Source organism: Micromonospora sp. NPDC005707 (assembly GCF_040631005.1).
In the GTDB taxonomy this organism is placed as follows: Bacteria; Actinomycetota; Actinomycetes; order Mycobacteriales; family Micromonosporaceae; genus Micromonospora.
Genome location: NZ_JBEXYR010000002.1, coordinates 172,369 through 184,405 on the forward strand (window position 1 = coordinate 172,369; position 12,037 = coordinate 184,405).

The window sequence follows — 12,037 nt, forward strand, 5'->3', positions numbered from 1 at the left end:
GCTCAGCCTAGTGGCGGGTTTGCCGGAAGGTGGGCCGTGTAGGTGACCGCGCCGCCCGCCGGCCGGCAGCCGGTCAGGTGACCGCCGGCCGCGCCCAGCTCCCGCAGGTAGGCCAGCTCCCCCGCGTGGTCGGCGGCGGCCGGGAACTCGCGCTGGTGGGCGGTGAACGCGCGGCCGCGCAACGCGGCCCGGGCGGCGCGGCCCTCGGCGAGCCGGCCGGCCAGCTTTCCGGGGTCGCCGGCCCGCAGGGCCTCGGCCAGCTCGTCGAGGTAGGCCCGGACCGCGTCCAGCTCGGCGAGCACCCGCTCCCGGTTGCCGAGCAGCATGTTCGCGGTCCGCTCGGGCGGCCCACCGGCCACGCGGGTGCCGTCGGAGAAGCTGCCGGCGGCGAGCGCGAGCACCGCGTCGCGCAGCGCCGAGCGCTGCACCGTGCCGGCCAGCGCGCCGGCGAGCAGGTGGGGCAGGTGGGAGGCGAGCGCGGCGGCGCCGTCGTGCTCCGGGGCCGACATGGGCACCACCCGGGCGTGGAAGACGTCGATGAGCAGCGCGGCGAGCCGCCGGAACGCGGGCATCCCGGTCGGCCCGGGGCAGAGCACCCAGGCGGCGCCGTCGAGCAGCGCCGGGGTGGCCGCGTCGAGGCCCGCCCGGTCGGCGCCGGCCATCGGGTGGCCGGGCACGAACCGGTGCCCGAGCCCCTGCGTGACGGCGGCGGTGGCCACGTCGGCCTTGGTGCTGCCCACGTCGGTGAGCACGCACCGGTCGTCGGTGGCCGCGGCCACCCGGGCCGCCGTCGCGGGCAGGGTGGGCAGCGGACCGCAGAGGAAGACCACGTCCCGGCCGGCGACCGCCTCCTCGACCGTGTCCGGCGCGGCGACGCCCAGCTCCCCGACCCGCCGCCGGATCGCCGGATCCGGGTCCCAGCCGGCCACGTCGAACCCGGCGTCCCGCAGCCGGAGCAGCACCGACCCCCCGATCAGGCCGGTGCCGACCACTGCCGCGCGCGCCTGCTCGCCGGCCCCGCCCACCATCGGCCCACCTCGGCGTCCCGTCGTCGCAGGGCCGGCCCGGCCCCGCTGGAAGTCCCGCCGAGGATACCGTCCGCGGCTCAGGCCTGGCGTTCCGTCACCGTCCGCCGCCACCGGGCGAACGCCGTGCCCGGGTCGCCGAAGTACGTCCACGGCAGCTCGGTCACCAGATCACCGAGCGCCTGGAAGCGCTCCGCCGCGGCGGCGTGGTCGCCGCCCACGGCGAAGCACATGGCGAAGTTGTTGTGCGGCTGCGGCCAGCCCGGGTAGCGGCCGTGCTCCGGGTGGCGCACCGAATGGTCGGCCGCGGCGCGCAGCTCGGCGAGCACCTCCGGGTCGCGGAGGTGGGCGTCGTCCTCGCCGGACGGCAGCTTCAGCCACATCTCCAGGTGGGCCGCCGCGACCAGGTGGGCCAGGCCGCTGGCCGCGGGCGCCTTCGCCGCCGCCGACCGCGCGAACTCGAACATCTCCTCGTCGCTGCCGAACCACTTGGCGCACCGGTACTGCAGCATCTGGACGTGCGCCAGCCGGTGCCAGGGGTGCCGGGCGACCACCTCGGCGAAGCGCCGCGCCGCCTCGTCCCGGTCCACCTGGCGGCCCCGCGCCGAGGTGACCAGGAAGGCCCGCGCCGTGGTGTCGTCCGGATCCCGCGCGGCCACCTCGTCGAGCAGGTTCTCGGCGAACGTCAGCCGCTTGCGGAACTCGCGGAACTGCTCCTGGCTGGTCAGGGAGGAGGACGCGCCGCCCCGGGCCTCCCACGCCCAGTTCACGGCGTGGGTGCCCCGGACCAGCAACGGGAGGGTGCTGCGCGGCTCGGCGTCGGCCCACTCACCGATCCACTCCTGCACGCCCGGCACCCGGCCGGCGGCGGAGAGGCAGAACGCCTGGTGGTCGGGGTCGGTCACGGTGACCAGCACGTCCCGGGCGGCCCGCCAGTCCCGCCGGGCCAGTGCCTCGGAGAGCACCCGGGCGGCCGGGTCACCCATCGCCGGGTCGACCGGCAGCGCCGGTCCACTCTGCTGCTTCGTCCTCCGCCGGAACGGCCACATGTCCTCGTCCTCCCCCGTGCGCGTCGACGCAGATCGTAGGGGCGGGCCGGATGGGCACGGAAGGGGGTTGTCCGAGTCGCGCTCGCGTCGTACGGTCCCCCGGCGGCCCGACCGGACGGGCCGGTCTCAACGGGGGAAAGGAAGCACATGTCCGCCACGTACCGGGCGCTCGCCTCGGTGGCCATGTTGATCGGTTTCTACGTCGTCGCGCTGCTCCAGCTCGCCGCCGTGGCCGCGCTCGGCGTCTGGCTGTTCAGCCACACCAGCGGCGTGATCACCGGCAAGCTGCTGCTGCCGCTGGTCGTCGCCCTCGGCGCCGTCGGGGTGGGGCTGTGGAAGGCGATCCGTACGAAGAACGAGCCGGCGCCCGGGCTGATCCTGGACGATCGGGCGGCGCCGTGGCTCTGGGCCACGGTGCGGGAGCTGGCCACCGCGGTCGGCACCCGCGCGCCCGACGAGATCCGCCTGGTGCCCGAGGTGAACGCGGCGGTCGGCGAGCAGAGCCGCCTGCTCGGCCTGATCGGCGGCCGGCGGACCCTCTACGTCGGACTGCCGCTGCTCCAGGCCATGCGGATCGACCAGCTCCGCTCGGTGCTGGCGCACGAGCTGGGCCACTACTCCGGCCAGCACACCCGGCTGGGCGGCGTCGCCTACCGGGGCCGGCTGGCCATCGGCGAGACCATCGAGCGGATCAGCCCGCGCAACCCGATCGGCTGGGTCTTCAAGCAGTACGCGAAGCTCTACCTGCTGGTCGACAACGCCGCGTCCCGCCGCCAGGAACTGGAGGCGGACCGCGCCTCGGTGCAGATCGCCGGGCACCAGGCCGCGGCCTCGGCGCTCCGGACCCTGCCCGCACTCGACGCGGCCTGGCGCTTCTACGAGACCCGGTACGTCGACCCGGGCTGGTCGGTCGGGCTGGCGCCGGACGACTTCTTCGGCGGCTTCGGCCATCTCCTGCAGGCGCGTCGGAACGAGATCGACGAGCTGCGGGAGAACGCCCCGGAGGGGCCGGCGTCCCGCTGGGACACCCACCCGCCGATCGGCGCACGCGTCGCCGCGATGGACCAGCTCCCTCCGGTGCACGTCACGCCGGACGACCGGCCGGCCTGGACCCTGCTCGCCGACGTGGTGGGCGCCGGCCGGGCGCTCCAGAGCCTGATCGTCGCGCACGGCTCCCGCCGCCTGCTGCCCTGGCCGGAGTTCATCGCCGAGTCGATCGCCGCCGGGGTGCAGCAGCGGGCGGACCGGATCTACCGCGCGGCCGGCCGGTTCACCGGCACGCCGGAGCCGGGCCTGCCCACTGTCCTGGAGCTGGTCCGCGCCGGCCGGCTCGGTGAGTTCGCCGAGCAGTTCTTCACCAACGCCACCCGCCGGGAGGCGGCGGCCGCCTTCGCCGGCCCGATGGAGACGCTGCTCGACAACGCGGCGGTCCGCTCGGGTCGGGCGTACTGGCAGCTCTCCTGGTCCGAACCCGCCCGGCTGGTCGGTCGCTCCGGCGAGCCGTGGGACCTGGCCGAGATCGCCAAGCTGGCGGTCGCCCCGGAGACCCTGGACGAAGCGCTCGCCCGGCTGGCGGAGCTGGGCGTCGACGTGCGGCAGTCGACGGTGCTCCAGGCCCGGGCCTCGGCGCGGAACGCCGACCTGATCGCCGCGCTCGCGAACATCAAGATCGACGGCCGGGAGCACGACGTGTACGTGCTGGACAACGGTCTGGTCCTGGTCCCCGACCCGGGCAAGGCGCACGAGGGTGAGAAGCGGCTCAAGGAGGTGCTGAGCGCGGCGCCGGTCGCCGAGGTGGCCAGCCGGAACCCGTTCCTGCCGTACGAGGAGATCCGCTCGGTCGAGGTGACCAAGCGGGTGCCGCTGAAGGCGGTCATCACCCTTCACGACGGCCGGAGCGTGCAGGTGCAGGAGCTGATGGCCAGCGAGTTCCTGGAGAAGCACAGCCGGGACACGCTGCTGCGGGTGTTCGAGCAGATCAACGACTGACACGGTCGCGCCGGCCGGCCCTTCTCGGGACGGCCGGCGCGGCGCGGGTGATCAGACTTCGGCGAGCCGGGCGGCGACCGCGTCGACGTGCTCGTCGGACTCGGTGAGCGCCGCCCGGACGTGCCGGGCGCCGGCCGGGCCGTAGAAGACCCCGGCGGCGACCAGGATGCCCCGCCGGGCCAGCCAGTCGACGGTGTCCCAGCAGTCCTCGTCCCGGGTCATCCAGAGGTAGAGCCCCGCCTCGGAGTGCTCGACGGTGAAGCCGGCGCCGGTGAACGCGGCGTGGAGCTTCTCCCGCCGGGCCCGGTAGCGCTCCCGCTGCGCGTCGGCGTGCGCCTGGTCGCCCAGCGCCGCCACCATGGCCGCCTGCACCGGGGCGGGCACGATCATGCCGGCGTGCTTGCGGACCTTGAGCAGCTCCGCCACCAGCGCCGGGTCACCGGCCACAAAACCGGCCCGGTAGCCGGCCAGGTTGGAGCGCTTGGAGAGGGAGTGCACCGCCAGCACACCCTCGTACGACCCGCCGCAGACCTCGGGCGAGAGGACCGAGACGGGCTCGGCGTCCCAGCCCAGCGGCAGGTAGCACTCGTCGCTGGCGACCACCGCGCCGCGCTCCCGCGCCCAGTCGACCACCTTGCGCAGGTGGCCGGCGGGCAGCACCCGCCCGGTCGGGTTGCCGGGCGAGTTCACCCACACGAGCCGGACCCGCGGGTCGGGGCCGAGGGCGGTCAGCGAGTCGGTGCGCACCGTGGTGGCGCCGGCCAGCCGGGCCCCGTCCTCGTACGTCGGGTAGGCGATGGACGGCACCACGACCACGTCACCGGGGCCGATGCCGAGCAGGGTGGGCAGCCAGGCGACCAGTTCCTTGGAGCCGATCGTGGGCAGCACCCCGAGCCCGTCGACGCCCGCCCCGCAGGCGCGGGCCACCCAGGCCGCGATGGCGGCCCGCAGCGCGGGTGTGCCCGCGGTGAGCGGGTAGCCCGGCGCGTCCGACGCGTCGGCGAGCGCCTGCCGGATCAGCGCCGGCACCGGGTCGACCGGCGTGCCCATCGAGAGGTTGATGAGACCGTCCGGGTGCGCCGCGGCCGTCGCGCCCGCGGCGTCCAGGGTGTCCCAGGTGAACTCGGGCAGCCGCGACGAGACCGGCGCGCGCCGGTTCAGTGGCCCTCTCCGCGCGGCGGCTGCGCGGCCACGAAGGTCGCGTCCTTCTCGACCTTGCCGATCTTGGAGGCGCCGCCCGGCGAGCCCAGGTCCTCGAAGAACTCGTAGTTCGCCCCGGTGTAGTCCTTCCACTGCTCCGGGACGTCGTCCTCGTAGAAGATCGCTTCGACCGGGCAGACCGGCTCACAGGCACCACAGTCGACGCACTCGTCGGGGTGGATGTAGAGCATCCGATTGCCCTCGTAGATGCAGTCGACCGGGCACTCCTCGATGCATGCCTTGTCGAGCACATCCACGCACGGCTCGGCGATGATGTAGGTCACCGGTCTCTCCTCCGCAAGACTCGTCGCGATCATCCGCGACGGTATGAGCCTAGTATCTCGCCGGGGAGGGGGTCGATCGTGCTCCGACAGCAGGACGTGGGACACCGGATCGTGGTCCGGCGGATTGTGGGGATTCGCGAAGGCCGGCCGCTCTTCTCCGACGCGCTCGGTGAGCTGGTCGAGTTGAGCGAGACACACATCACTCTGTCCACCGACCGGGGCCGGCTGCGGGTGCCGGTGGACGAGGTGCACCGCGCGAAGCGGGTGCCGCCGGCCCGCCGGCCGACGGCCGCCGCCGTGGTCGCGCTGGAGCTGGCCGCCGACGAGGCGTGGCCCGCCCCGGTACGCGAGCGGCTCGGCGACTGGCTGCTGCGCAGCGCCGACGGCTGGACCGGCCGGGCGAACAGCGCCCTGCCGGTCGGCGACCCGGACCGCCCGCTGCCCGCCGCGCTCGACGCCGTGGAGCGCTGGTACGCCGAACGCGGCCAACCCGCCATGGTGAACACCCCGCTGCCGCTGGCCGCGCCGGTCGGCGCCGAGCTGGACGCGCGCGGCTGGACCGCCCGGCCACCGGTGCTGGTGCAGACCGCGCCGCTCACCGCGCTGCCGACGGGTGGCCCCGACCTGCCCCCGGTCGGCCTCTCGCCGACGCCCTCGACGGAGTGGCTGGCGGTGGCCGCCGGCCGCAAGGGCGGGCTGCCGGACGCGGCCCGGCACGTGCTCACCGCCGTGGACCGGATCCGCTTCGCCCACCTGCACGTCGACGGACAGCTGCTCGCGGTGGGCCGGGGCACGGTCACCGGTGAGGGGCGCCGGCTCGGGCTCACGCTCATCGAGGTGCTGCCGGAGGCCCGCCGGCGCGGGTTCGCCGGCGCGGTCGTCCGGGCACTGGCCGACTGGGGCCGGGCGGAGGGCGCCACGCACGCCTTCCTCCAGGTGGAGCAGCGCAACGCCCCCGCGGTGGCCCTCTACCAGCGGCTCGGCTTCACCACCCACCACACCTACCTGACCCGGGTGGCCCCGGCCTGATCGGAGGATTCCGGCAGGTCGTCCGGGGTACGGAGACATTCGTACCCCGGTGAGGAAGGACCTGCTCGATGGCCAAGCAGCACACGGCGCGGCGCGGCAGCGGCGCGGCGACGAAGAACCAGCCCGGCAACCAGACGCCGAACACCCCCGACATCAACGAGAGCGAGATCGCCCGCCTGAGGGTCGACCAGCTCCGCGACCGCCTCCGCCGGCGCGGCGTCACCGGCACGGCGGACATGCGCAAGCCCGAACTGGTCGACGCGCTCATCCAGGCCCTGCGCGAGGGCCGGAAGACCACCCGTTCACGCGGTGGCTCGGGTTCCGGGCGCGACCGGGCCTCGTCCACCTCCGGACCCGGTCGACGCGGCACGGGCGGCCGCTCCGGCGCGGGTTCCGCGCCCCGCGGTCGGGGCAAGGGTGCCGAGCAGCCCGGCAACCAGACCCCGGACACCCCCGAGGTCAACGAGAGCGAGATCGCCCGCCTCAAGGTCGACCAGCTCCGCGACCGCCTCCGCCGGCGCGGCGTCACCGGCACGGCCGGCATGCGCAAGCCCGAACTGGTCGACGCCCTGATCCGCGCGCTGCGCGACGACACGAAGGGCTCCGGCTCCGGCCGTGGCCGGCCCGCCGGCTCGCGATCGGCAACCGGGCGGCAGCCCGCGGCGACGGACCTGGCGGAACTGGAACGACAGGCCGCGGAGCTGGCCGACGTCGCACCGCAGGCCCCGGAGGTCGAGGAGGTCGAGCGCCGGGCCGCGGAGCTGGAGGCGCCGGGCACGGAGTCGACCGAGCTGCCCGCCCTGCCGGCGGCGCCGGCTCGGACGGACGGGAACACGGGCGGCACGGTCCCGCGGCAGCGCTCCGGCGCCCACATCGGTGCCGGGGAGGCCGGCGGCCCGCAGCCCGTCCGGGTCGCCGACGAGTCCCGCGCGGGCCGGACGCTGACCATCGACCGGGCGGACCGGGTGGTGGCCGCCATGGTGCCACCGCAGGTGGACGCGGTGGACGAGGTGGTCAGCCCGGAGGGCACCAGGATCAGCGGAGGCGCCGAGTCGGTCGACACGCCGCCCCTGCCCGCCACCGGGCAGCCGGCCGGCCGGGACTGACCGCGAAGGGCCGCGCCCACCGCGAGCGGGGCCGGTCCCGCCCGGGCGCCGTTCCCCGGGGGACAGCGCCCGGGCGGGGTCACCCGCCGCCGGCACGCCGCGGGGTCGCGAGCCGCCTCAGCGACGGACGATCTTGCGGGGCTTCGCCGCCTTCAGCTCGGCGTACCGCTTGAGCTGCCGGGAGCGGTGGTCGCGGCCCAGCGCCGTGAGGATCAGGTAGCCGACCAGCACGCCGGCCAGGGTGGCCGCAAGGTAGAGCCAGATCTGGGCGAAGAAGAGCCCGGCGCCCCCCTCGAACGGGTTCTCGCCCACCAGCAGCGGGCCCACGAAGACGGTCAGCGCCAGCGCCGCGACCAGCGCGACGGCCAGGTCGCCGGTCCAGTGGGCGGCCGGCCGGTCCGCGCCCCAACGGAACGCCGTGCCGGCCAGGATCAGCCCGATGACCAGGAACATCACCAGCGAGACCCGGCCCGCGGCGGTGTCGTCGTCCGGGTAGGCGAACCTGATGACCAACCGGGCCACCACGTTCACCACGAACAGCGCGGCCACCAGCACGCCGACCGCACGCCACCGCTGAAACATCGCACGCCTCCCGCCGTACCGCCCGCCCCCGCGGGTGGGCTCCTGGCAGGAATACTTACCACCGCAACCTGGGCGGCGTCTGCACCCTCAGCGGACGGCCGGCGGCACCACGAGTTGCCGGAAGCCCAGCACCGCGAAGGTGACGGCGCCGGTGACGATCAACCCGAGGCCGAGCACGTTGTCGCCGCTGAGCGCGAGATCGCCCTCGACCGTGCGGAAGCCGCCCGCGACGATCACCACGAACCAGGGCAGGGCGGCCAGCGCCACCGCCCAGCGGGCGCCCACCGCCCGGTGGGCGAACCCGCTCACCAGCATCGTGAGCGCCACGACCGCGGCGATCCCGCCCAGCGCGAGCGCGGTGCCGACCAGGGCCTCGGCGGCGCCGCCGGGGCGGCCCTTGACCACCTCCCAGGCCCAGGTGGCGTAGAGCAGGTCGAGCACCGCGACGAGCACGCCGGCCCAGACCGCCACCACCCCGCCGGCGACGCGCAGCGCGAGGTCGACCGCGCGGCCCGACGGCTCGGGCGGCGCGGCGGGCTCCTGCTCGGGGGCGACCGACATGGGTACGGCGGGCAGCGTCACCGGAGGCCGGCCGCCGCCGTGACCGGTGACCGGTCCGGCGCGTCCGGCGCCAACCCGGCGAACAGGTCGTCCTCCCAGCCGTACGGGCCGGTGCCCGGCCCCTTCTCGCCGACGGCGAGGGTGAAGTATTCGACGCCCATGAACTCGGCGCCGAAGTTGCCGGCGATCGAGTAGAGCCAGGACGTGGCCGGGATCTGGGTGGCGTGCGCCCGCATGGCCGCCTCCTTGGCGGCGTGCTGGTCGGTGGCGTCGATGCGCGCGGCGATCCCCTCGTCGGGGGTGCCGAAGGGCAGCTCGTCGATGCTGTCGATGCCGGCGAACGGGTTGTCCGACGACTCGGTGAACGCGTCCAGGCCGGCCTCCAGCACGCCGCGCGGCATGGCCGTCCAGTAGACCTTGGCCGGGGCGATCCCCTCGGCGGCGGCCAGCTCCACGCCGCGCATCGCGACCCGGTGCGCCTGGATGTGGTCGGGATGGCCGTAGAAGCCGTTCGGGTCGTACGTGATCATCACCTGCGGGCGGACCTCGCGGATGACCGCCAGGAGGTGCCCGGCGGCCTCGTCGAGGTCGGCCTGCCAGAACGCGCGGGGGTGCTCGTTGGTGGCCAGCCCCATCATCCCGGAGTCGCGGTAGCGGCCCGCGCCGCCGAGGAAGCGGTGGTCGGTGACGCCGAGCGCCGCGCAGGCGGCCGACAGCTCGCCGATCCGGTACCCGCCGAGCTGGTCGGCCTCGGCCGCGCCGAGCTGGGTCAGCGCCGGCACGTGGATCTCGCCCTCCTCGCCCAGCGTGCAGGTCACCAGGGTGACGTGGACGCCGTCGGCGGCGTAGTGCGCCATGGTCGCGCCGGTGCCGATGGACTCGTCGTCGGGGTGCGCGTGGACCAGCAGCAGGCGTCGGTCGGGCAGCGTCGTCACGCCCGTCACTCTAACCGGCGGTCCTGCCCGCCCGATGCTTACGCGTCCGCCCAGGTCGGCCACATCACGCCCGGCCCGCGCCTACTCTCTACAGGCGTGGACTTTCCCGAGCTGGCCGCCCGCACCCGTCGGTTCAGCCACGGGGCGCCGCGCTCCGTCTCCGTCGCCGACGACGGCTCCCGGGTCATCTTCCTGCGCTCGTCGGGACCGGAGGACCCGGCCGACGCGCTCTGGCTGCTCGACGTCGCCTCCGGCGAGGAGCACCTCGTCGCCGACCCGGCGGTGCTGCTCGGCGCGGACGGCGAACCCGCCGCGCTGGCGCCGGGCGAGCGGGCGCTGCGCGAGCGGCTGCGGCTCAGCGCCGCCGGCATCGGGTCGTACGCCCTGGACGCCGCCGGCCGGGTGGCCGCGTTCGCGCTGGCCGGCCGGCTGTTCCGCGCGGACCTGGTGCACGGCGACGTGGTCGAGGTGGCCGCCGTCGGCCCGGTGATCGACCCGCGTCCCGATCCCACCGGCGAGCGGCTGGCCTACGTCACCGACGCCGCCGAGGGGGTGCGCCGGGGCCAGTTGCGGGTGGTCGAGCCGGACGGCGCCGACAACCTGCTGGCCGGCGAGGACAGCGGGGTGACCTGGGGGCTGGCCGAGCACATCGCGGCGGAGGAGTTCGACCGGTTCCGCGGCTACTGGTGGTCCCCGGACGGGCGCTCGGTGCTGGCCGCCCGGGTGGACGAGTCCCGGCTGGACCGCTGGCACCTGCACGACCCGGCCGACCCGGCGAGCCCGCCGACGTCCGTGGCGTACCCCCGGGCGGGCGGGCCGAACGCGGAGGTCAGCCTGCACCTGCTGGACCTCGACGGCGGCTGGGTCGACGTGCACTGGGACCGGGAGACCTACCCGTACCTGACGTCGGTGGACTGGGCGGACGGCGGCCCGCTGATCACCGTGCTGCGCCGGTCGCAGCAGCACGGCCTGGTGCTGGCGGTCGACCCGCGCACCGGGGAGACGCAGGTGCACGCGGAGCTGGCCGACCCGCGCTGGGTGGAGCCGATCCCGGGCACCCCGGCGCACCTGCCCGACGGGCGGGTGCTGGTCGGCGGCGAGCTGGCCCACGACGGGTACGACGCCCGCTGCCTGTTCGCCGACGGCACCCTGCTCACCCCGCCCTCGCTCTACGTGCGGCGGGTGGTGGGCCGGCTGCCGGCCGGGGCGAACTCGGCGGCGGACCTGCTGGTCGAGGCGAGCGAGGGCGAGCCGAGCCAGCGCCACCTCTACCGGGTGCGCACGGCGATCGGCGGTGGGGTGGACGCCCGCCGGATGGGCAGCGATCCCGGCTGGCACACGGCCGCGATCGGTGGCGGCACCCTGGCCGTGGGGGTGGCCTCGCTGGAGCATCCGGGCACCCGCTGGCGCGTCTGGCACGGCGACCGCGAGGTGGGCGAGCTGGCCTCACGCGCCGCGACCCCGCCGTACGCGCCGAGGCCGACGCTGGTCCGGGTGACCGACCGGCGGCTGCCGAGCGCGGTGCTCTACCCGGGCGAGCACGTGAAGGGCACGAAGCTGCCGGTGCTGCTCGACATCTACGGCGGTCCGGGCCACCAGGAGGTGATCGCGGCGCGGGCGGCCTGGCTGGAACGGCAGTGGTGGGCCGAGCAGGGCTTCGCCGTGGTGACCATCGACAACCGGGGCACCCCCGGTATCGCCCCGTCCTTCGAGAAGGCGATCCACCGGCGGATGGCCGACGTGATCCTGACCGACCAGGTGGACGCGCTGACCGCGCTCGCCGGGAAGCACCCGGACCTGGACCTGGAACGGGTGGCGGTGCGCGGCTGGTCGTTCGGCGGCTGGCTGGCCGGGCTGGCGGTGCTGCGTCACCCGGAGCTGTTCCGGTGCGCGGTCGTCGGCGCCCCGGTCACCGACTGGACCCTGTACGACACCGCGTACACCGAGCGCTACCTGGGGATGCCGGACGACGGGATGGACGTCTACGCCCACCACTCGCTGGTCGAGCTGGCCGCCGAGCCGGTCGGCGACCCGGCGCAGGCCCGGCCCATGCTGCTGGTGCACGGCCTGGTCGACGACAACGTGCTGGCCGCGCACACCCTGCGGCTCTCGGCGGCGCTGCTGGCCGCCGGCCGGCCGCACGCGGTGCTGCCGCTCACCGGGGCGAGCCACATGGCCGCCGGCGGGGTGGCCGAGCGGCTGCTCCGGCTGGAGCTGGACTTCCTCCGCCGCCACCTGTGAACGCGCGAGGGCCCCGGCCGGATCGGACCGGGGCCC

At 75.6% G+C, this 12,037-nt stretch carries 11 protein-coding genes; 4 read left to right on the top strand and 7 right to left on the bottom strand.

Annotated elements, in window-relative coordinates; genetic code table 11:
* Positions 1 to 2: 2 nt before the first annotated feature.
* Together ABZ452_RS03340 and ABZ452_RS03345 are read right to left on the bottom strand one after the other, a co-directional pair.
* Positions 3 to 1,028, bottom strand: coding sequence for a prephenate dehydrogenase/arogenate dehydrogenase family protein (locus ABZ452_RS03340; protein WP_357938465.1), 1,026 nt, complete (start codon positions 1,026 to 1,028; stop codon positions 3 to 5).
* A 77-nt stretch (positions 1,029 to 1,105) separates the two neighbouring features.
* Positions 1,106 to 2,074 carry a DUF4034 domain-containing protein gene (locus ABZ452_RS03345; protein WP_357938467.1) on the bottom strand — a complete coding sequence of 323 codons (969 nt, stop codon included), beginning with the start codon at positions 2,072 to 2,074 and terminating at the stop codon, positions 1,106 to 1,108.
* A 147-nt stretch (positions 2,075 to 2,221) separates the two neighbouring features.
* Here ABZ452_RS03345 and ABZ452_RS03350 point away from each other — a divergent pair, with 147 nt between their 5' ends.
* Positions 2,222 to 4,063: a M48 family metallopeptidase gene (locus tag ABZ452_RS03350; protein ID WP_357938469.1), complete on the top strand. Its 1,842-nt coding sequence runs from the start codon at positions 2,222 to 2,224 to the stop codon at positions 4,061 to 4,063.
* 51 nt (positions 4,064 to 4,114) lie between these two features.
* On the opposite strand, the gene dapC is transcribed toward ABZ452_RS03350, so the two are convergent.
* On the bottom strand, positions 4,115 to 5,224 hold the full coding sequence (gene dapC / locus ABZ452_RS03355) for a succinyldiaminopimelate transaminase (protein ID WP_357939080.1): 1,110 nt from the start codon (positions 5,222 to 5,224) through the stop codon (positions 4,115 to 4,117).
* Positions 5,221 to 5,547, bottom strand: a complete 327-nt coding sequence (gene fdxA, locus ABZ452_RS03360) for a ferredoxin (protein ID WP_007464872.1) — start codon at positions 5,545 to 5,547, stop codon at positions 5,221 to 5,223. The genes dapC and fdxA overlap by 4 nt, the downstream gene beginning before the upstream one ends.
* Positions 5,548 to 5,625: 78 nt before the next feature.
* Between fdxA and ABZ452_RS03365 the strand changes: the two genes are divergently transcribed.
* Positions 5,626 to 6,576: a GNAT family N-acetyltransferase gene (locus ABZ452_RS03365; RefSeq protein WP_357938471.1), complete on the top strand. Its 951-nt coding sequence runs from the start codon at positions 5,626 to 5,628 to the stop codon at positions 6,574 to 6,576.
* A 68-nt stretch (positions 6,577 to 6,644) separates the two neighbouring features.
* Positions 6,645 to 7,682 carry a hypothetical protein gene (locus ABZ452_RS03370; protein WP_357938473.1) on the top strand — a complete coding sequence of 346 codons (1,038 nt, stop codon included), beginning with the start codon at positions 6,645 to 6,647 and terminating at the stop codon, positions 7,680 to 7,682.
* Positions 7,683 to 7,799: 117 nt separating this feature from the next.
* Here the strand turns inward: ABZ452_RS03370 and ABZ452_RS03375 are convergent, their stop codons facing one another.
* The 3 genes from ABZ452_RS03375 to mshB all read right to left on the bottom strand — a co-directional run bounded on the left by ABZ452_RS03375 (position 7,800) and on the right by mshB (position 9,769).
* Complete coding sequence (locus ABZ452_RS03375) at positions 7,800 to 8,264, bottom strand: hypothetical protein (protein ID WP_357938475.1); 465 nt, start codon at positions 8,262 to 8,264, stop codon at positions 7,800 to 7,802.
* An 87-nt stretch (positions 8,265 to 8,351) separates the two neighbouring features.
* Positions 8,352 to 8,825: a hypothetical protein gene (locus ABZ452_RS03380; RefSeq protein WP_357938477.1), complete on the bottom strand. Its 474-nt coding sequence runs from the start codon at positions 8,823 to 8,825 to the stop codon at positions 8,352 to 8,354.
* 17 nt (positions 8,826 to 8,842) lie between these two features.
* Positions 8,843 to 9,769: an N-acetyl-1-D-myo-inositol-2-amino-2-deoxy-alpha-D-glucopyranoside deacetylase gene (gene mshB / locus ABZ452_RS03385; RefSeq protein ID WP_357938479.1), complete on the bottom strand. Its 927-nt coding sequence runs from the start codon at positions 9,767 to 9,769 to the stop codon at positions 8,843 to 8,845.
* Positions 9,770 to 9,856: 87 nt separating this feature from the next.
* Between mshB and ABZ452_RS03390 the strand changes: the two genes are divergently transcribed.
* Positions 9,857 to 12,001, top strand: coding sequence for a prolyl oligopeptidase family serine peptidase (locus tag ABZ452_RS03390; protein WP_357938481.1), 2,145 nt, complete (start codon positions 9,857 to 9,859; stop codon positions 11,999 to 12,001).
* Positions 12,002 to 12,037 lie beyond the last annotated feature (36 nt).